Origin of the sequence: Sphingobacterium olei (assembly GCF_005048855.1) — a bacterium.
Classification (GTDB): Bacteria; Bacteroidota; Bacteroidia; order Sphingobacteriales; family Sphingobacteriaceae; genus Sphingobacterium; species Sphingobacterium olei.
Window position 1 is genome coordinate 131,287 of record NZ_SUME01000002.1, and the last position, 19,318, is coordinate 150,604.

Sequence of the window (19,318 nt, forward strand, 5' to 3'; positions counted from 1 at the left end):
TAGCTCGGTTAAAAACTAAACCTCTTATTTACGCTTTTAGACGCTCGTCTAATGCGGTTAAAAATCTATCGGCAATCTCCTTTGTAATATTGAGCGCTGGCAATATACGTATCACATTAGGTTTTGCCTCACCTGTGAAGATTCTATTCTTCGACAATAAATCCTTTTTTACTGCGGAGAGCTCCTCTGGAAGATCAATACCAATCATCAATCCTCTACCACGAACTTCCATTACCTTATCAAATTTCCTTAATTCCCCAATCAAATATGATCCCACTTGAGCCGCATTTTGTAATAGATTATGCTGTTTAATGACCTCCAAAACAGCAAGAGCAGCTGCACAGGCTAGATGATTACCACCAAATGTAGTACCTAACAAACCAAAAGATGCTTTAAATTTTGGCGCAATAGCAATACCCCCTATCGGAAATCCGTTACCCATACCCTTGGCCATCGAATAAATATCTGCGTCAACACCGGCATAGTCATGGGAATAAAAATCTCCTGTACGGCCATATCCACATTGTACAGAATCCGCAATAAAAACAGATCCATACTGATCACATAACGAACGAATTAATTTTAGAAACGGAATGGAAGCCTCGCGAATACCACCTACACCTTGAATACCTTCTATAATAACTGCACATATCTCTTCTCCATAATTTGCAAATGCATTTGACAATGCATCTTCATCATTAAAGGGAAGGAATACCACATTATCCGTCTGATTTACGGGAGCTACAATATTTGGATTATCCGTAGCCGCTACAGCCAAAGATGTACGACCATGGAATGATTTACTAAAAGCGACAATTTTTTTACGCCCGTTATAAAAAGAGGCCAATTTCAACGCATTTTCATTTGCTTCAGCTCCTGAATTGCATAAAAACAACGTATAATCTTCTTTGCCAGACACTTCGCCCAATTGTTCTGCTAAGCGTTGTTGAATCGGGATCTCTACAGAGTTAGAATAAAAACCAATTTTACCTAATTGATTTGTCAATGATTCCACATAATATGGATGGGTGTGACCGATGGAAATAACAGCGTGGCCACCATATAAATCCAAATATTCATTACCTTCTGCATCCCAAACGGAAGAACCTGAAGCTTTAACAATATTGATTGGATTTATTGGATAAACGTTAAATAAGTTCATGAATAAAAATATAAAAGGCGTGTATAGCCGGTTACAAATATAAGTAAGACAAAGCTTAAATAGCTCATCAATAACAAAAAAAGCCTATCATCGCTGATGATAGGCTTTTTTAATCTTATAGAAAAAAGATTAGTCTTTTTTCTCTTCCGTAGCAGGAGCTTCTTCAGTTGTTTCAGCTGCTTCTTCAGCTTTCACTTCTTCAACAGCTTCTACAGGAGCTTCAGCACTTTCAACAGCTTTCTTCTTAGAAGAACCGCGACGTCGTGTAGATTTTTTCTCAGTTTTAGTAGTAGCGCCGTATACTTCATTGTAGTCAACCAATTCAACGAACGCCATTTCCGCGTTATCACCTAAACGGTTTTCCAATTTAATAATACGTGTATAACCACCTGGACGAGTAGCTACTTTTTCCGAAATTTCGCGGAACAAGATCGTAACAGCGTCTTTGTCTTTTAAGTAAGCGAATACCGTACGACGAGAGTGGGTCGTGTCGTTCTTAGATTTTGTAATCAATGGCTCAACATATTGACGCAAAGCTTTCGCTTTTGCTAACGTAGTCGTAATACGCTTATGTTTGATTAATGAAGTCGCCATATTAGCTAACATCGCCTTACGGTGACTGTCAGTGCGGCCTAAGTGATTTACTTTTTTTCCGTGTCTCATTTTAGTTTTGTTTTTTTGTGCATACCGTCCTGTTTTGGACCAAAGACTAAGGATTAAAGGGCAAGGATATTCTTAAAGGGCATTTTTATCCTTGTTCTTTTCTCTTTATTCTTTATTCCTTAAAAAGGGGAATTATGCATCAGGTCGCTTATTATTTAATTAATTATTCTTCGTCTAATTTGTACTTAGACAAGTTCATTCCGAATGATAAACCTTTCGATTTAACCAATTCTTGAATTTCGCTTAATGATTTTTTACCAAAGTTACGGAACTTCAACATATCTGCTACGTCATAAGTTACTAACTCCGCTAAAGTACGAATATCAGCCGCTTTTAAACAGTTCAATGCACGCACTGAAAGATCTAAATCAACTAATTCAGTTTTCAAGATTTTACGCATATGTAAAATTTCCTCGTCTACTACCTTAGTTTCTTCTTTAGTTTGAGACTCTAACAACATATTTTCGTCAGAGAATAACATAAAGTGTTGGATTAAGATACGAGCAGCTTCTTTCAAAGCTTCTTCAGGGTGAATAGAACCATCAGTAGAAATATCTAACAACAATTTCTCGTAGTCAGTTTTTTGCTCTACACGGTAGTTTTCAATGGTATATTTCACATTCTTGATCGGAGTATAGATCGAATCGATCGCGATTACACCTACGGGACCATCTGTTACTTTATTTTCTTCAGCATTCACATAACCACGTCCTTTAGAAACTGACAATTCAACTTCAAGCGTAACTGAAGTTTCCATGTTACAGATAACTAAATCTGGATTTAACACTGTAAAATTGTTAGAAAACTTAGTGATATCACCAGCGTTGAACTGATCTTGACCATTGATAACTACAAAGATTTTCTCACTATCTCCTTGCTCACCTGATTTTTGAAAACGTACTTGTTTTAAGTTTAAGATGATTTCGGTTACGTCTTCCACTACACCTTTGATCGTAGAGAATTCGTGCGAAACGCCAGAAAACCTTATCGACGTAATTGCATATCCTTCTAGTGAGGACAATAAAATACGGCGCAAAGCATTACCAATAGTTACACCAAAACCTGGCTCTAATGGACGAAATTCGAAAGTACCATCAAAATCTGTTGATTTTTGCATGATTACTTTATCCGGTCTTTGAAATGCTAAAATTGCCATTTATATTCTTTTAATATTTTTTTATAACAATAAGTATATCTTAATAGCATATGCATAATCCAAATTTCAGATTATGCATATATCTATCAGTTATTATTTAGAGTATAACTCTACGATTAAGTTCTCTTTAATATTTTCAGGAATATCAGCTCTTTCTGGGAAAGTAACAAATGTACCTGTCAAATCGTTTACGTTCCACTCCAACCAACCAAATTTATTGATTGCTCTTCCTGCTACAGATGTACTGATAGCTTCTAAAGATTGTGAACGTTCGCGAACAGAGATTACATCACCTGGACGTAAGCTATATGATGGAATGTTAACTAAATTACCGTTAACATTGATGTGCTTATGTGAAACTAATTGACGAGCAGCAGCACGAGTAGGAGCAATTCCTAAACGGTATACTACGTTATCTAAACGAGCTTCTAATAACTTTAAGAAGTTCTCACCCGTGATACCTTGTTTTGCTGATGCCTTTGCAAATAGATTAGCAAATTGACGCTCCAATACCCCATAGGTATATTTTGCTTTTTGCTTTTCTAACAACTGAATAGCGTATTCAGATTGTTTACCTCTTCTCTTTGACGGTCCATGTTGACCGGGAGGATAATTCTTTTTTTCTAACGCTTTATCTGGGCCAAAAATTGGCTCTCTAAATTTACGCGCGATTTTGGACTTTGGTCCTGTATATCTTGCCATTTCTTTTTTCTGTTTGAAGTATCTATCAGTCTATAACTGACGAAGCTTATCTTAAACAATAATTTTTATTAAACTCTTCTGCGTTTTGGAGGGCGACACCCGTTGTGAGGAAGTGGCGTAATATCTTTAATGATAGTTACATCGATACCTACCGTTTGTAATGTACGGATCGCCGATTCACGTCCTGCCCCGGGGCCTTTAACGAATACCTCTACTTTACGTAAACCCAAGTCGTGAGCAACTTTACCACAGTCATTAGCCGCTTGAGATGCTGCATACGGAGTGTTCTTTTTAGAACCTCTGAAGCCCATTTTACCAGCACTAGACCATGAAATTGTCTGACCTGAATTATTTGTTAAAGTAATAATAATGTTGTTAAACGTAGCGTTGATATGAGCTTGACCAACAGGCTCGATAACTACGATACGCTTTTTGGTAGCTTTTTTAGTTTTAGCCATTTCTTAATTATTTAGTAGCTTTTTTCTTGTTTGCAACTGTTTTACGTTTACCTTTACGTGTACGCGTATTGTTCTTCGTACGTTGACCACGAACTGGTAAATGTTTACGGTGACGTAAGCCACGATAACAACCAATGTCCATCAAACGTTTGATGTTCAATTGAACTTCTGAACGTAAAGCACCTTCTACTTTGATCTCATCGTTGATGATCGTACGAATAGCAGATAATTGATCATCATCCCACTCTGATACTTTTACGTCTTGACTGATACCTGCCTTCTCTAAGATATAAGCAGCAGTGTTGCGACCAATACCGAAGATATACGTAAGGCCAATCACACCTCTTTTGTTTTTAGGTAAATCTATACCTGATATCCTTGCCATATACTATTTTAAGCGATTTTGTTAATAAATTATCCCTGACGTTGTTTAAATTTAGGGTTCTTTTTGTTGATCACAAAAATCTTTCCTTTACGACGGATGATTTTACAATCCGCACTGCGTTTTTTTACTGATGCTCTTACTTTCATTTTACTAATTATTTAAGCTCTATTAGAGCAAAACTTTATTTATAACGATAAGTTATTCTTCCTTTAGTCAGATCATAGGGAGACATTTCCAACTTTACCTTGTCTCCGGGTAAAATCTTGATATAGTGCATACGCATTTTACCAGAAATGTGAGCAATAATCTCGTGTCCATTTTCTAATTCTACACGGAACATTGCATTAGAAAGTGCCTCTCTAATTATACCGTCTTGTTCTATTGAGGCTTGTTTAGCCATATGTCAATTACTTATTTACGTTGTTAACAGCCTGCACAAACAGGAGTGCAAAGATAAATAAAAAATATTGAAAACCAATTACTTTTTATCCAAAACTTTCTCAACATGCTCAAATGATAACAACACATCAGGCTGACCTTTACGTATTGCGACCATTTGTTCGAAGTGAGCAGATAACTTACCATCCTGTGTACTTACAGTCCATCCATCATCCCAGAACTTAACCCCAGCCTTGCCGGCATTAATCATCGGCTCAATACAAATTACCAAACCGGGTTCCAATTTAGGACCTGAACCTCGCTTTCCATAGTTCGGCACTTCGGGCTTCTCGTGCAAATGAAGGCCCACACCATGTCCTACTAACTCACGAACAATACCGAAATTATACGGCTGAACATATTCTTGAATTGCAGAAGAAATATCCCCTATGCGCTTACCTGCTACAGCTTGCTCTACGCCTTTGTACAAAGCATCCTTTGTAACATCTAATAGCTGCTGAGCTTCTGCTGAAATCTCTCCTATACCAAACGTGTAAGCCGAATCACTAATGAATCCATTCAGATTGACACCCCCATCCACTGATATCAAATCACCTTCCTTGATTACGTAATCACTCGGGAAACCATGCACGACTTGATCATTCACAGAAATACACAATGAATATGGAAATCCATGATAATTCAGGAATGCTGGTGTACCTCCATGGTCATGAATGTAATCATGTGCCAATCTATCAAGAGACAACGTCGTAATACCCGGCTTTATTTCCCTGGCAATCTCAGCAAGTAAATGCGAGAGTACATTTGCAGACTCTCGCACTTGCTCAATCTCTTCTTCTGTTTTATAAATTACCTTCGACATTAAAGATTAAATAGCCGATTGATCATATCCTTCTACAGCAGCTGCTGAACGGCCTTTCACTCGACCAGTCTTCATTAATCCATCGTAATGACGCATCAATAAATGACTTTCAATTTGCTGCAATGTATCCAAAACTACCCCTACTAAAATCAATAATGACGTGCCTCCGTAAAAGTGTGCAAATTGATTATTTACACCAAATAAACTGGCTATCGCTGGCAGAATGGCAATAATCGCCAAAAAGAATGCTCCTGGAAATGTAATACGAGAAATAACATTATCTATAAATAGATTTGTGTCATATCCCGGTTTAATCCCTGGAATGAATCCACCATTTTTCTTCATATCCTCAGACATCTGTTGAGGGTTAACCATGATAGCAGTGTAGAAGAATGTAAATGCAATAATCAAGATTGCAAAGGTTACATTATACGTTACCGAAGTATAGTTACTCAAAGACGTTAAGAAATCCGATTGAATATTTGGAAAAAACTGCGATAAAGACATAGGCAAGAACATAATTGCCTGCGCAAAGATAATAGGCATTACCCCCGCCGCATTCACTTTCAACGGAATATACTGACGTACACCGCCTACTTGTTTGTTACCAACAATCTTCTTAGCGTATTGCACAGGAATCTTGCGTACACCCTGAACTACCAAAATAGTAAAGATAACAACAAAGAATAGTGCAATAAACTCTAACAATAGGGGAATAATACCGCCACCACTAGGAGCCATACGCGAAGCCCATTCTGCAGTAATACCAGCAGGAAGCTGTGCAATAATACCCGCCATAATGATCAACGAAATACCGTTACCGATACCTTTATCAGTGATTTTCTCACCCAACCACATCACAAACAACGTACCCGCAGTCAAAACTACAGCAGAAAGAATAGTAAACATTGGATCAGCAATTGTTTTAGCTGCTGGCTCAATTTGTGTTCTCACATAAGCTACCGCTTGTACCAAGGTAATAGCTAACGTAAGGTAACGTGTAATCTGCGTCATTTTTTTTCGACCAGACTCACCTTCCTTTTGCATTTTTTGAAAAGCAGGAACTGCAATCCCCAATAACTGTACAACGATAGATGCAGAAATATAAGGCATTACACCTAGAGCAAAGATAGCCGAACGGGAGAATGATCCCCCGGCAAACATATCCAATAGACCTAGAAGGCCTTCTTTTTGCCCAGTAACTAACGCATCTGGATTAACACCTGGCAACACCACGTGACATCCAACACGATAGATGAGAAGAAATAGTAAGGTATTTAAAATACGCTTACGTAGATCTTCGATCTTCCATATATTGGTTAAGGTTGTGATTAGTTTCTTCATGTATTAAAGTTTAACGATAGAACCACCTGCAGCCTCAATCGCTTTTTGTGCAGAAGCTGAAAATGCATGTGCTTTAACTTCTACTTTAGCAGTAAATTCGCCACGACCTAATACTTTTACCAAGTCATTTTTAGAAACTAAACCATGAACTTTTAACGTATCAAAATCAATAGTTGTTAAATTAAATTTCTCGACAAGACCTTGCAATACATCTAAATTAACTCCATTGTATTCAACACGGTTGATGTTCTTGAAACCAAATTTAGGCACACGACGTTGTAAAGGCATTTGACCTCCTTCGAAACCGATTTTTGTACTGTTACCAGAACGAGAACCTGCTCCTTTGTGACCGCGTGTTGAAGTACCACCACGGCCAGAACCCTGACCCCGACCAATACGTTTTTTACTTTTTGTTGAACCAGCTGCTGGTCTTAAATTACTTAAGTTCATTCTAAACTAAGATTATGTTGCGCCTTCGCTCTCACTAAACAGGACACAACGATTAACAATTTGATTATTAACTACTAATAGGAAAGGCACAAAGTACCTCTCCCTTAGTATATTTTAGATAGTCTCTATCGCTACTAAATGGTTTACCTTACGTACCATACCGATAATAGCCGGTGTAGCTTCAACTTCTACTGAGTGATTCAATTTTCTTAAACCTAATGCCTCAATAGTTTTCTTTTGGCGCTCGCTTCTGTCGATAACGCTCTTTATCTGGGTGATTTTGATTTTTGCCATGATAATTAACCGTTAAATACTTTGTTTAAATCGATACCACGGTGTTGAGCCACTGTATACGCATCACGCATACTCGCTAAAGCGTCAACTGTTGCTTTCACCACGTTATGTGGGTTCGACGATCCTAATGATTTAGCTAATACGTCTTTGATACCAGCTGATTCCAATACCGCACGCATCGCACCACCGGCTAATACTCCTGTACCGTGTACAGCTGGTTTAATCAATACAGATCCACCAGAATACTTACCGTATTGCTCATGAGGAACTGTACCATTGATGATAGGAACTTTCACCAAGTTCTTTTTAGCATCATCGATACCTTTCGTAATTGCTTCAGTAACCTCTTTTGCTTTACCTAGGCCATATCCCACGATACCGTTTTCGTCACCAACAACTACGATAGCAGAAAAACTAAATGTACGACCACCTTTAGTCACTTTTGCTACGCGTTGGATGCTTACTAAGCGATCTTTTAATTCAATTTCGCTTGATTTTACTCTTTTTATGTTGCTTAATGCCATTTCTATATTGATTAAAAGTCTAAACCGCCTTCGCGAGCACCTTCAGCCAATGATTTAATACGGCCATGGTATAAGTACCCATTACGGTCAAAAACTACTTTGCTAATACCTGCTGCTACAGCTTTCTCTGCTACTAATTTACCCACTGCTTTAGATTGCTCCACTTTATTACCTGATGCCGCAAAATCTTTCGAACTGCTAGAAGCAGAGACTAAAGTCTTTCCTGTTGTATCATCAATAATTTGTGCGTAGATACCTTTGTTACTTCTAAAAACTGATAAACGTGGACGTTCAACTGATCCAGTCAGGTTCTTTCTTATTCCTTTTTTAATTCGCTCTCTGCGATTTGTTTTACTTCCTGCCATGGTTATTATTTTTTAGCTGATTTACCTGCTTTTCTTCTCAATACTTCACCTGCAAACTTAACACCTTTACCTTTGTACGGCTCTGGTTTACGGAAGCTGCGGATCTTAGCTGCTACTTGACCAATTAATTGCTTGTCAATAGACTCTAACGTGATAGTAGGATTTTTACCTTTATCAGCAGTTGTTGTAATTTTAATTTCCTGTGGCAATACAAAAACAATCTGGTGAGAGAAACCTAATGTTAACTCTAATGTATTACCAGTGTTTGAAGCACGGTAACCTACACCGACTAACTCTTGCGTAGTTTTGTAACCTTCTGTTACACCCACAACCATATTATTGATTAATGCGCGGTATAACCCGTGTAATGCTTTGTGCTTTTTTTGTTCAGTAGGACGACTTACTACGATGTTACCATCTTCTTCTTTTACTGTAATGTCGCTGTCTACTTGCTGTGTTAATTCACCCTTAGGGCCTTTCACTGTTACCAGATTCTTATCTGATACAGCTATCGATACACCCGAGGGGATAGCGATAGGCGCTTTTCCAATTCTTGACATTTCTTTGTGTGTTTTTTCCTAGATTAATAAACGTAACATAAAACTTCACCACCTACGTTTTGTAAGCGAGCCTCTTTATCTGTCATTACACCTTTCGATGTAGACAAGATAGCGATACCCAAACCATTTAAAACGCGAGGCATGTTGTCAACACTTGCATACTTTCTTAAACCAGGTTTACTCACACGTGTCAATGTGCGAATAGCCGGTACTTTGCTAATTGGATTGTACTTCAAAGCGATTTTGATTGAACCTTGAGGTCCCTCTTCGATGAATTTGTAGTTAGCAATGTAACCTTTATCAAAAAGAACTTTAGTAATTTCTTTTTTTAGGTTCGATGCAGGAATTTCAACAACCCTGTGGTTGGCCTTAATGGCATTCCTTACTCGTGTAAGGTAATCCGCTATTGGATCTGTATTCATTATGTAATATAAAATTAGGATAATGGTTTCTTTGGCTAACCTAAGCCATTGACCTACTATCTGTTAATAAAATTTGCAAAGTAAACCTGTTTGAACATCCTATAAAATTATATACAGTTCAAGGCAAGCTTCATTACTATTAAAATAGAAACCGAGTGTATCGAACTCATTTATACGAATGAATTTCGATACGAAATAAATAACTACTTCAATGAAAAAACCCGATAAACCATTTTTCAGGTTTATCCGGGCAAAAGTAAATATTTTTTTTAAATTACCAAGAAGCTTTTTTTACTCCCGGGATCTTTCCATCTAATGCCATCTCGCGGAATGTAACACGAGAGATACCAAATTGACGCATATATCCTTTAGGACGACCCGTTAATTTACAACGGTTGTGTAAACGTACAGGTGAAGCATTCTTCGGTAATTTGTCTAAAGCTGCATAATCACCAGCCGCTTTCAAAGCTGCACGTTTGTCTGCAAATTTAGCTACCAATTTTTGACGCTTTACTTCGCGTGCTTTTAATCCTTCTTTAGCCATTGTTATTCGAATTTTGATTTTTGAACGGTAAACCGAATTGCTTTAATAATTCCAATGCTTCGATATCATTACCCGCTGAAGTTACAAATGTAATATCCATACCTTGGATTTTATTGATTTTGTCAATGTTAATCTCAGGAAAGATAATTTGCTCGGTAATACCTAAGTTATAGTTACCTCTTCCGTCAAATCCTTTGTCGTTGATACCACGGAAATCGCGGATACGCGGTAAAGATACTGCGATCAAACGATCAAGGAACTCATACATATTGTTGTCACGTAATGTTACGCGAGCTCCAATTGGCATGCCTTTACGTAATTTAAAGTTCGAAATATCCTTTTTCGATTTAGTAGCGACAGCTTGTTGGCCAGTAATTAACGTCAATTCTGAAATTGCATTGTCAATTAATTTCTTATCAGCTGTAGCTGCTCCAATACCTTGTGATACGACAATTTTCTCCAGTTTTGGAACTTGCATAACACTTTTATACTGAAATTTTTCTTTAAGCGTCGTACGGATTTCTTCCGCATATTTCGCTTTTAATCTTGGTACGTAAGTCATTATTTAATCTCCTCCCCTGATTTTTTTGCGTAACGAACTATTTTACCATCTGCATTCACTTTACGTCCTATACGTGTAGTTTCACCTGTTTTAGGATCGATTAAAGCTAAGTTTGAGATGTTGATAGCAGCTTCTTTCTCAATGATACCACCATTAGGATTAGCCGCACTTGGTTTAGTGTGTTTTTTTACGATGTTAGCGCCTTCTACGATAGCTCTGTTTGCATCCACTAAAATTTGCAATACCTTTCCTTGAACACCTTTAGAATTACCAGCGATAACTTTCACTAAATCACCTTTTTTAATTTTGATTTTGTGTGTAGTTGTTGTTGTTTTTTTGTAAGCCATAATTATAAAACCTCCGGTGCTAGTGATACAATTTTCATGAACTGCTTCTCACGTAATTCTCTTGCAACTGGGCCAAAGATACGTGTTCCACGTGGTTCATCGTTGTTATTTAATAATACTGCCGCGTTGTCATCGAAACGAATGTAAGAACCGTCTTTACGACGTATTTCTTTCTTCGTACGTACGACTACTGCTTTAGAAACTGATCCTTTTTTCACGTTTCCAGAAGGTAGAGCGCTCTTAACGGTAACAACAATTTTATCACCGATAGATGCATAACGCTTACGCGTACCGCCCAATACACGGATTACTAAAACTTCTTTAGCTCCGCTATTGTCAGCCACATTTAGTCTTGATTCTTGTTGTACCATGTTATTTAGCTCTTTCTAAAATTTCAACTAATCTCCAGTTCTTTGTCTTACTCAGCGGACGCGTTTCCATGATTAATACCGTATCGCCGATACCGCAGGTATTAGTTTCGTCATGAGCTTTGAATTTAGTAGTTTTCTTTACGAACTTACCATAGATAGGGTGCTTTACTTTACGTTCAACAGCTACTACAATGGATTTGTCCATTTTGTTGCTAACTACTAAGCCGATTCTTGTTTTTCTTAATTTTCTTTCCATTTCGACTTAATTTTTATGCCTCAGAGGCTGTTTCAGATTTTTCAGCATTCTTACGTTTCGTGATCTCAGTGGAGATACGAGCGATAGACTTGCGAGCTGCTTTAAGAACGTTTGGATTCTCAATAGCAGAAACAGCATGTGCAAATTTCAATTTGTTAAGGGCAGTCTTCTCTTCTACAAGGCGAGCTGCTAAGTCCTCTTTTGATAATTCTACGATTTCTGAATTTTTCATCATTTTCTAATTTTTGACTGATGGCAATGAAACGATCTCGACAAGTCGAATAGTTTCAGCTGGCTTCTCAGTTGTGTTGGGTTATCAATTCTGTTTATATAATGCCTTACGGGTAACGGCCGTAAGGCTTAAACTATTGACATTACCAAACTCTATTATTATGCTTCTACGTAATCTCTACGTATCACAAACTTAGTTTGAACCGGTAATTTTTGAGCGGCAAGGCGCAATGCTTCTTTAGCTACTTCTAAAGGCACACCTTCTGCTTCAAATAACATACGGCCTGGGCGTACTACTGCCACCCAGTATTCAGGAGCACCTTTACCTTTACCCATACGTACCTCTGCAGGTTTTTTAGTAACGGGTTTATCAGGGAAGATACGGATCCATACTTGGCCTTCACGTTTCATAAAACGTGTCACGGCGATACGAGCTGCCTCGATCTGACGGCTAGTGATCCATGCTTGCTCCAATGTTTTGATACCGAAAGAACCGAAAGCTAATTCCGCTCCACGAGAAGCGTTACCTTTCATACGGCCTTTCTGCATCTTTCTGAACTTCGTTCTTTTTGGCTGTAACATGTTCGTATTTATTAATCTGTTATTACAGATATTTTAAAATCTAAATTATTTAATTAACCTCTTTTTGCTCCACCACGGTTACCACCACGATTGTTGTTGCTGTTGTTGTCACGACGACCGCCACGGTTTCCACCACGGTTGTCGCGGCGATCAGCACCACCTTCGTTACCACCACGTGATTTTACGCCTGAAGTTTGGCCGATGTTTGGAGATAAGTCACGTTTACCGTAAACCTCACCTTTACAGATCCAAACTTTGACACCAATCTTACCGTATGTAGTTAATGCTTCAGCTAAAGCGTAGTCGATATCAGCACGCAATGTGTGTAAAGGAGTTCTTCCTTCTTTGTACTGTTCGGTACGCGCCATTTCAGCACCACCTAAACGGCCAGAACACATGATTTTGATACCTTCTGCACCCATACGCATCGTAGAAGCGATTGACGTTTTCATTGCACGACGGAATGAAATACGCGCCTCTAATTGCTTAGCAACACCTTCAGCTACTAATTTAGCATCAAGCTCAGGACGTTTGATCTCGAAAATATTGATTTGAACATCTTTCTTAGTCAATTTTTTCAATTCTTCTTTGATCTTGTCAACTTCCTGACCACCTTTACCGATAACGATACCTGGACGAGCTGTATGGATAGTAACTGTGATGCGTTTCAAAGTTCTTTCAATAACAACTTTTGCTACACCACCTTTAGCGATACGCACAGAAAGATACTTTCTGATTTTCTCATCTTCAACTAATTTATCGGAATAGTTTTTTCCTCCGAACCAATTAGAGTCCCATCCTTTGATGATCCCTAATCTGCTACCTATTGGATTTGCTTTTTGTCCCATTCTATAATAAATTAGTTGTTAACGTTATTTAAACTATCTACTACCAACGTTACGTGGTTTGAACGCTTGCGAATTCTATATCCACGACCTTGTGGAGCCGGACGTAATCTTTTTAATTGACGGCCTCCGCCTACTGATACTTCTTTCACATACAAAGCAGAGTTCTCTAATGAAGTTCCTTCATTTTGAGTTTCCCAGTTTTTGATCGCTGATAATAATAATTTTTCAACACGACCAGCAGCTTCTTTACTTGAGTGCTTAAGAATGTATAAAGCATTTTCCACTTTTACGCCACGGATTAGATCCACTACTAAACGCATCTTGCGAGGTGAAGTAGGGCAGTTCAATAACTTGGCAGTAGAAGCTCCTCCTACTTGAGCTTTTTCCTGCTCTTTGCGCTGTCTAATTAAGACAGATTTTTTGAGTTTTTTTGTTGCTTCCATTACCTATTATTTTTTCTTTTCTGCGTGGCCTCTGAATGTACGCGTAGGCGCGAATTCTCCAAGCTTGTGACCTACCATATTCTCTGTTACATAAACTGGAATAAATTTATTCCCGTTGTGCACTGCGAAGGTATGGCCAACAAAATCAGGGGAAATCATAGATCTGCGAGACCATGTTTTGATAACTGACTTTTTGTTAGTTTCATTCATAGAAAGAACTTTTCTCTCTAAGTTGTGATCGATATAAGGACCTTTTTTAATTGAACGAGCCATTATTTTTTCCTTCTCTCAATGATGTAACGATTTGATATTTTCTTCTTCGAACGTGTCTTGAAGCCTTTAGCTAACACACCTGTACGTGAACGAGGGTGACCTCCTGAAGTACGACCTTCACCACCTCCCATAGGGTGATCTACCGGGTTCATAGCTACACCACGTACGCGAGGGCGACGACCTAACCAACGTTTACGACCTGCTTTACCTAATACTTGATTAGATTTTTCCGCATTCGATACGGAACCGATAGTCGCAACACATGTCAATAAGATCATGCGTGTCTCACTTGAAGGCAATTTAATGATAGCATACTTACCATCACGTGCTGACAATTGTGCATATGTACCAGCTGACCGTGCTATTGAGCCTCCTTGACCTGGGTTCAATTCAATATTATGAATAATAGAACCTAGCGGAATATTTGCTAATGGTAATGTATTACCTACTTCTGGGGCTACTTTATCACCTGCTACAACAGTTTGACCTACTACAAGGCCAGTTGGAGCAATAATGTAACGTTTCTCACCATCTGCATAATGCAATAACGCAATACGTGCAGTGCGGTTTGGATCGTATTCGATCGTTGCTACTGTTGCGGGGATATCTTTTTTATCGCGTTTGAAATCTATCAATCGGTATGATTTTTTATGTCCCCCACCGAGATAACGCATAGTCATTTTACCGGAGTTATTACGACCGCCTGATTTCTTGATTTTTACTACCAACGACTTTTCAGGAACGTTAGTTGTAACATCAGAGTAGTCTGCACCTACTCTGAAACGAGTACCAGGGGTTACCGGTTTGAATCTTTTAACTGCCATTTTATTTATATAACACTGTAAAAGTCAATAGTTTCACCATCTTTAATTGTAATGACGGCCTTTTTATATTTAGGAGCTCTTCCAGATACAAAGCCTGCTTTCGTGTAGCGGCTCTTTGCTTTACCTGCAACTACTGCTGTATTCACTGCTAATACTGTAACACCGAACATTTCTTCAATAGCTGATTTAATCTGAATTTTGTTTGCTCTATGATCCACTTTGAAAGCATAACGGTTTAATTTCTCCGTCAATATTGAAGCTTTCTCAGTTAAGATAGGTTTTTTAATAATTTCCATATTACTTAGCTAATGCTTCCTCCAAAGTTTTAACAGAATCTGCAGTCAACAATAATTTAGTAGCATTTAATACATCATATGTATTTAAATCTGATGCTACAATAACTTTTGCTTTCTTCAAGTTTCTGCTTGATAAATAAACATTGTTATCATACGCTGGCAAAACCAATAAAGTTTTTTCGTCAGCGATGTTCAACGCGCTTATCAAAGACACATAGTTTTTTGTTTTGATCGTATCGAAGCTTACTGCATCCAATACCACAATGTTACTTTCTTGTGCTTTGTAACTTAACGCTGATTTACGTGCTAATTGCTTTAATTTTTTATTCAATTTGAAGCTGTAGTCACGAGGCTGTGGACCAAATACCCGGCCACCACCATTAAACAATGGAGATTTGATAGAACCCGCACGAGCACCACCTGTACCTTTTTGTTTGTGTAATTTACGAGTAGAACCCGCGATTTCATTACGTTGTTTCGATTTGTGAGTTCCTTGGCGTTGATTCGCTAAGTATTGTTTCACATCTAAATAGATCGCATGGTCGTTTGGCTTTACGCCGAATACTGACTCAGGCAGTTGCACCTTGGCACCTGTTTCTTTACCTGATAAATTTAATACTTTAACTTCCATCTCTACTATTTGTCTACGATTACATAAGAACCTTTAGCTCCTGGAATGGAACCACTAACAACGATTAGGTTTTGATCTGCATAAACTTTCAATACTTGTAAGTTTTGAACTTTTACCCTGTCACCACCTGTACGACCTGCCATGCGCATTCCTTTGAATACACGTGAAGGCCAAGAAGAAGCACCTAATGAACCTGGAGCACGTAGTCTGTTATGCTGACCGTGAGTCGCACCACCTACACCACCAAATCCGTGACGCTTCATTACACCTTGGAAACCTTTACCTTTAGAAGTACCGACTACATCTACGTACTCGCCTTCTGCAAAAAGTGTTACATCCACGATGTCTCCTAGTTGTTTCTCATCTTCAAAAGTTTTGAATTCAACTAGTTTACGCTTAGGAGTCACTCCTGCTTTTGCGAAGTGTCCTTTCAAAGGCGCTGTCGTGTTCTTTTCTTTGGCATCATCATAGCCTAATTGAACAGCGGAATAGCCATCCTTTTCTTCCGTACGTATCTGCGTAACCACGCACGGCCCAGCCTCAATTACTGTACAAGGGATATTCTTACCCTCTGCGTTGTACAGGCTGGTCATTCCTACTTTTTTACCAATAATTCCTGACATGTTATAAAATAAATTAATTAAAGTCCATCGAAGCAGTAGGGCTTCGCTCAAGACACACTATCCCCATTAAGGGACTGCAAAAGTACAAACATTTTTATAACTATCAAATAATTAGTGAATTATTTTTTTATTTTATATCCATATACCATACAGCAGCAGATAAGATAATAATAAATTTAAACAAGCTGTATTCCGCCGGTGTATTTCCACATTTCAAAAACCGACACTTTATCTATTTCGATATGTCAATATGAAACAATGGTGATTTTATTTTTTGTGAAACTTAAATGACAAACAAATTTCACACAGGTATAATGTAGTTATTATGTAGGTATACCATAGCTTGTAGATATACATTTTATATACATAAAACTTACATTATTTATTCATTATATGTGTATATCCTCTATTTCCATTTTAGAATTTCTTACATTTAGCTTAACCAAAAAAAAAGGCGATATCAAACTAGAAGGTAATATAGGTAACCTCAATTTTCACAAAACAGACGACCAATATCGGGTAAGGCAAAAGGTCGGTAAGAAGAATAAAAATGAAATTAACAACATAGCCGAGCGCTCTAAAGAAAACGCATCGGAATTTGGTCACGCCGCCTCCTTTGCCAAAGAAATCCGCTCAGCCTTAAAAGTTACTATGAAAGACCATTATGAACTATTTTACGAACCCTCCCATATAACCCGGCTTAACAAGCGACTACATCTCATTTTGAAAGCAGACGAGGAAAACGAGCGTGGAAAACGACTTGTCAGCCCAGTTAACCTTAAACTTCTAAAAAATTTTAGTCTTAATATCCATTCTCCCTTTAAAGATGTTTTCCTATCGCCGATTGAAATCAACTAACGTTGAAGGGTTCCCTGTGCCACAGCTTACTCCCAACAGAAACTGCCTAGACTTCCTAGAAATTTTTCATGACTAGGAAGTTATTCCTTTCAACAAAAAAGGCCGATCACTACGATCGGCCTTTAAGAATGTTTTCTATTTCTAAAACTGTCCGGTGTTCAACATAACCAGGGTACAGCCTTCTATTGTTGCAATGCCCACTTCTTCCAATTTTCGCTGTAAATCCGGATTTTCGGAGCCTGGGTTAAAGATGACACGTTTTGGATTGGTTTGTAAAATATAGTCGTAATAAGGAGCTTGATTTTGAGGACCTACGTACATCGTAATGGTATCGATATCCGTATGGATAGTCTCTGCAGGTTCTATCGCAACACCTGCCACTTCGCCTACCTTACGCCCCACATTGACTATAGAATGTCCTTTGCGCACCAATTTATTCGCTACCAAATAAGAGTACCGAGTAGTATTAGTAGTTGCGCCTAAAATCAAAGTTTTTTTCATCTATTTATTTTTTAACGGTTGATGAGCGCTCAATGTAAATAATAATTGCCTTATGTATCAAATACTATTTACATCTTGGTTTCATATTATATAATTAATTAACAACAAAATCTCCATTTGCATTATAAGCATTTTGTCTCAAAATAGGCATTTCTAAGATTTTATACAAGTCATCCAATTGATTTAAGCTACTATTAACAAAATTTGACAAAAGAACAATTGTGATATCATTTTTTAAATCCCGGACATAGAGATTTTTAAACCCATGCCACCAACCGGTATGATAAACGATTTGTCCGTTTGCCGGTGTAAATGTACGCCAGCCATATCCATAACTAAAGACACCTTTTTTTGCATCACTTCGCGGAACGTATGCAGAATCCAAAACTGATTTGTCCAACAACCTCCCTTCACGTAGGGCGATATCCAACAAGTACATATCTTGTATAGTGCTATAAGTTCCTTTATCGCCTACGGGTCCGTCCAAATAGTCTTGAACCACCGAGCGCCGCCATGTACGATCATGCCCTATTACATTAGTTGGAATTTTTTCATAGACCGCTTTGGACAAAACTGCAGTATTTTTCATTCCCGCTGGTTTAAAAACATGTTCCATCATGTAAACACCAAAATCAAGTCCCGAGACCTTCTCCACTATCCCGGCTAGAAGCATGTAATTGGAATTATTGTAATGGAATCTTCCGTCGGGCGCACCATATCGATTAGGTTTATGCTCGATCAGCAAATTGATAGCATCCAAATTGCTCATTCCCTTCTTCCGATCAGGCCATAATTTCTCTACAAAATACACATAATTAGGTAAGCCTGAACGATGTGTCAACAATTGCCTAACCGTTACACCTTCAAAGGGGAAACCGGGGAAAAATTCACTTACCTGCTGCTCCAGTTTAACCTTTCCTTTTTCTACCAACTGTAAAACAGCAAGGGCTGTCATGGGTTTAGAAACAGAGGCAAGTTCAAATTTAGAATCAATTTTCAGGCTATCTCTATGCAGATAATCAGCCCATCCAAACGAATTCTGATAAATGATTTTACCCTTTTTGGCCACGAGCACATTTCCATTGAAGCCAGATTTCTTATGTAATTTCAACATAAATTCATCAATCTGCCTATTGGCTTCAGCCGGATCATACACTAAAGCTATACTATCAAGTTCTGCTTGCTTCTGCACGACTTCCGCCTGTTTTTTTTCGGTACTTGAACAACCAGACAACCCAATAAAAGAAAGAATAAAAATGAACTGAAGTAATGTAAATCTCACTAATAAAAATATTTTTCGATAATTATCAAGTCGTATGTTTACGACAACAACTAAAAAAGAAGCCACTTTATTATCTAAAGTGGCCCCGTATTTTGACTAA

Annotated in this window: 33 protein-coding genes; 1 reads left to right on the plus strand and 32 read right to left on the minus strand. The window is 38.1% G+C overall.

Going from position 1 to position 19,318, the window contains the following annotated elements; translation table 11 throughout:
• Positions 1 to 28: 28 nt before the first annotated feature.
• The 30 genes from FAZ15_RS04875 to rplC form a co-directional block, all read right to left on the minus strand.
• Positions 29 to 1,162, minus strand: coding sequence for an aspartate aminotransferase family protein (locus tag FAZ15_RS04875; RefSeq protein ID WP_136900211.1), 1,134 nt, complete (start codon positions 1,160 to 1,162; stop codon positions 29 to 31).
• A 129-nt stretch (positions 1,163 to 1,291) separates the two neighbouring features.
• Positions 1,292 to 1,825 (minus strand): 50S ribosomal protein L17, encoded by a 534-nt coding sequence (rplQ, locus tag FAZ15_RS04880; RefSeq protein ID WP_136900212.1) that lies wholly within the window; start codon positions 1,823 to 1,825, stop codon positions 1,292 to 1,294.
• A 163-nt stretch (positions 1,826 to 1,988) separates the two neighbouring features.
• Positions 1,989 to 2,981, minus strand: coding sequence for a DNA-directed RNA polymerase subunit alpha (locus FAZ15_RS04885; protein WP_136900213.1), 993 nt, complete (start codon positions 2,979 to 2,981; stop codon positions 1,989 to 1,991).
• A gap of 93 nt (positions 2,982 to 3,074) precedes the next feature.
• Positions 3,075 to 3,683, minus strand: a complete 609-nt coding sequence (gene rpsD, locus FAZ15_RS04890) for a 30S ribosomal protein S4 (RefSeq protein ID WP_136900214.1) — start codon at positions 3,681 to 3,683, stop codon at positions 3,075 to 3,077.
• A 68-nt stretch (positions 3,684 to 3,751) separates the two neighbouring features.
• Positions 3,752 to 4,141 (minus strand): 30S ribosomal protein S11, encoded by a 390-nt coding sequence (gene rpsK / locus FAZ15_RS04895; RefSeq protein ID WP_136900215.1) that lies wholly within the window; start codon positions 4,139 to 4,141, stop codon positions 3,752 to 3,754.
• A gap of 7 nt (positions 4,142 to 4,148) precedes the next feature.
• Positions 4,149 to 4,526 (minus strand): 30S ribosomal protein S13, encoded by a 378-nt coding sequence (gene rpsM, locus FAZ15_RS04900; protein ID WP_136819180.1) that lies wholly within the window; start codon positions 4,524 to 4,526, stop codon positions 4,149 to 4,151.
• Between the two features lie 29 nt (positions 4,527 to 4,555).
• A complete protein-coding gene (gene ykgO, locus FAZ15_RS04905) occupies positions 4,556 to 4,672 on the minus strand; it encodes a type B 50S ribosomal protein L36 (RefSeq protein WP_021071232.1) in 117 nt (38 codons plus the stop codon).
• A gap of 35 nt (positions 4,673 to 4,707) precedes the next feature.
• Positions 4,708 to 4,926 carry a translation initiation factor IF-1 gene (infA, locus tag FAZ15_RS04910; RefSeq protein ID WP_002997456.1) on the minus strand — a complete coding sequence of 73 codons (219 nt, stop codon included), beginning with the start codon at positions 4,924 to 4,926 and terminating at the stop codon, positions 4,708 to 4,710.
• A gap of 78 nt (positions 4,927 to 5,004) precedes the next feature.
• Complete coding sequence (gene map / locus FAZ15_RS04915; RefSeq protein WP_136900216.1) at positions 5,005 to 5,787, minus strand: type I methionyl aminopeptidase; 783 nt, start codon at positions 5,785 to 5,787, stop codon at positions 5,005 to 5,007.
• A gap of 6 nt (positions 5,788 to 5,793) precedes the next feature.
• Positions 5,794 to 7,131 (minus strand): preprotein translocase subunit SecY, encoded by a 1,338-nt coding sequence (gene secY / locus FAZ15_RS04920; protein ID WP_136900217.1) that lies wholly within the window; start codon positions 7,129 to 7,131, stop codon positions 5,794 to 5,796.
• A 3-nt stretch (positions 7,132 to 7,134) separates the two neighbouring features.
• The gene (rplO, locus tag FAZ15_RS04925; RefSeq protein WP_136900218.1) at positions 7,135 to 7,581 is read right to left on the minus strand and encodes a 50S ribosomal protein L15; all 447 of its coding nucleotides are present in this window, start codon (positions 7,579 to 7,581) and stop codon (positions 7,135 to 7,137) included.
• 114 nt (positions 7,582 to 7,695) lie between these two features.
• On the minus strand, positions 7,696 to 7,875 hold the full coding sequence (gene rpmD, locus FAZ15_RS04930) for a 50S ribosomal protein L30 (protein ID WP_136900219.1): 180 nt from the start codon (positions 7,873 to 7,875) through the stop codon (positions 7,696 to 7,698).
• Between the two features lie 5 nt (positions 7,876 to 7,880).
• On the minus strand, positions 7,881 to 8,399 hold the full coding sequence (rpsE, locus tag FAZ15_RS04935; protein ID WP_136900220.1) for a 30S ribosomal protein S5: 519 nt from the start codon (positions 8,397 to 8,399) through the stop codon (positions 7,881 to 7,883).
• A gap of 11 nt (positions 8,400 to 8,410) precedes the next feature.
• A complete protein-coding gene (gene rplR, locus FAZ15_RS04940) occupies positions 8,411 to 8,764 on the minus strand; it encodes a 50S ribosomal protein L18 (RefSeq protein WP_136900221.1) in 354 nt (117 codons plus the stop codon).
• 5 nt (positions 8,765 to 8,769) lie between these two features.
• Complete coding sequence (gene rplF, locus FAZ15_RS04945) at positions 8,770 to 9,324, minus strand: 50S ribosomal protein L6 (protein ID WP_136900222.1); 555 nt, start codon at positions 9,322 to 9,324, stop codon at positions 8,770 to 8,772.
• 23 nt (positions 9,325 to 9,347) lie between these two features.
• Positions 9,348 to 9,746, minus strand: coding sequence for a 30S ribosomal protein S8 (rpsH, locus tag FAZ15_RS04950; protein WP_136900223.1), 399 nt, complete (start codon positions 9,744 to 9,746; stop codon positions 9,348 to 9,350).
• 274 nt (positions 9,747 to 10,020) lie between these two features.
• The gene (gene rpsN / locus FAZ15_RS04955; RefSeq protein ID WP_136900224.1) at positions 10,021 to 10,290 is read right to left on the minus strand and encodes a 30S ribosomal protein S14; all 270 of its coding nucleotides are present in this window, start codon (positions 10,288 to 10,290) and stop codon (positions 10,021 to 10,023) included.
• Positions 10,283 to 10,852, minus strand: coding sequence for a 50S ribosomal protein L5 (rplE, locus tag FAZ15_RS04960; protein ID WP_136819170.1), 570 nt, complete (start codon positions 10,850 to 10,852; stop codon positions 10,283 to 10,285). The genes rpsN and rplE overlap by 8 nt, the downstream gene beginning before the upstream one ends.
• Positions 10,852 to 11,199, minus strand: coding sequence for a 50S ribosomal protein L24 (gene rplX, locus FAZ15_RS04965; protein WP_136900225.1), 348 nt, complete (start codon positions 11,197 to 11,199; stop codon positions 10,852 to 10,854). Before rplX ends, rplE begins: the two co-directional genes overlap by 1 nt.
• Positions 11,200 to 11,201: 2 nt before the next feature.
• On the minus strand, positions 11,202 to 11,570 hold the full coding sequence (gene rplN / locus FAZ15_RS04970) for a 50S ribosomal protein L14 (RefSeq protein ID WP_002997484.1): 369 nt from the start codon (positions 11,568 to 11,570) through the stop codon (positions 11,202 to 11,204).
• Position 11,571: 1 nt separating this feature from the next.
• On the minus strand, positions 11,572 to 11,826 hold the full coding sequence (gene rpsQ, locus FAZ15_RS04975; RefSeq protein ID WP_136900226.1) for a 30S ribosomal protein S17: 255 nt from the start codon (positions 11,824 to 11,826) through the stop codon (positions 11,572 to 11,574).
• 13 nt (positions 11,827 to 11,839) lie between these two features.
• A complete protein-coding gene (gene rpmC, locus FAZ15_RS04980) occupies positions 11,840 to 12,058 on the minus strand; it encodes a 50S ribosomal protein L29 (protein ID WP_136900667.1) in 219 nt (72 codons plus the stop codon).
• A gap of 158 nt (positions 12,059 to 12,216) precedes the next feature.
• Positions 12,217 to 12,639, minus strand: coding sequence for a 50S ribosomal protein L16 (rplP, locus tag FAZ15_RS04985; RefSeq protein WP_136819168.1), 423 nt, complete (start codon positions 12,637 to 12,639; stop codon positions 12,217 to 12,219).
• A gap of 53 nt (positions 12,640 to 12,692) precedes the next feature.
• Positions 12,693 to 13,487, minus strand: coding sequence for a 30S ribosomal protein S3 (rpsC, locus tag FAZ15_RS04990; RefSeq protein WP_136900227.1), 795 nt, complete (start codon positions 13,485 to 13,487; stop codon positions 12,693 to 12,695).
• A gap of 11 nt (positions 13,488 to 13,498) precedes the next feature.
• Complete coding sequence (rplV, locus tag FAZ15_RS04995) at positions 13,499 to 13,930, minus strand: 50S ribosomal protein L22 (protein ID WP_136900228.1); 432 nt, start codon at positions 13,928 to 13,930, stop codon at positions 13,499 to 13,501.
• A gap of 6 nt (positions 13,931 to 13,936) precedes the next feature.
• A complete protein-coding gene (rpsS, locus tag FAZ15_RS05000) occupies positions 13,937 to 14,203 on the minus strand; it encodes a 30S ribosomal protein S19 (protein ID WP_002997495.1) in 267 nt (88 codons plus the stop codon).
• Complete coding sequence (gene rplB, locus FAZ15_RS05005) at positions 14,203 to 15,027, minus strand: 50S ribosomal protein L2 (RefSeq protein ID WP_136900229.1); 825 nt, start codon at positions 15,025 to 15,027, stop codon at positions 14,203 to 14,205. The genes rpsS and rplB overlap by 1 nt, the downstream gene beginning before the upstream one ends.
• 5 nt (positions 15,028 to 15,032) lie before the next feature.
• On the minus strand, positions 15,033 to 15,323 hold the full coding sequence (rplW, locus tag FAZ15_RS05010) for a 50S ribosomal protein L23 (RefSeq protein WP_136900230.1): 291 nt from the start codon (positions 15,321 to 15,323) through the stop codon (positions 15,033 to 15,035).
• A 1-nt stretch (position 15,324) separates the two neighbouring features.
• Positions 15,325 to 15,954, minus strand: coding sequence for a 50S ribosomal protein L4 (rplD, locus tag FAZ15_RS05015; RefSeq protein ID WP_136900231.1), 630 nt, complete (start codon positions 15,952 to 15,954; stop codon positions 15,325 to 15,327).
• Positions 15,955 to 15,959: 5 nt separating this feature from the next.
• Positions 15,960 to 16,577, minus strand: coding sequence for a 50S ribosomal protein L3 (rplC, locus tag FAZ15_RS05020; RefSeq protein ID WP_136900232.1), 618 nt, complete (start codon positions 16,575 to 16,577; stop codon positions 15,960 to 15,962).
• A gap of 393 nt (positions 16,578 to 16,970) precedes the next feature.
• Here rplC and FAZ15_RS05025 point away from each other — a divergent pair, with 393 nt between their 5' ends.
• Entirely contained in the window at positions 16,971 to 17,435 is a 465-nt protein-coding gene (locus FAZ15_RS05025; RefSeq protein ID WP_136900233.1) for a hypothetical protein, read from the plus strand.
• A 141-nt stretch (positions 17,436 to 17,576) separates the two neighbouring features.
• On the opposite strand, the gene FAZ15_RS05030 is transcribed toward FAZ15_RS05025, so the two are convergent.
• Positions 17,577 to 17,936 (minus strand): CoA-binding protein, encoded by a 360-nt coding sequence (locus FAZ15_RS05030; RefSeq protein ID WP_136900234.1) that lies wholly within the window; start codon positions 17,934 to 17,936, stop codon positions 17,577 to 17,579.
• A 94-nt stretch (positions 17,937 to 18,030) separates the two neighbouring features.
• Entirely contained in the window at positions 18,031 to 19,218 is a 1,188-nt protein-coding gene (locus FAZ15_RS05035; RefSeq protein WP_136900235.1) for a serine hydrolase domain-containing protein, read from the minus strand.
• Positions 19,219 to 19,318 lie beyond the last annotated feature (100 nt).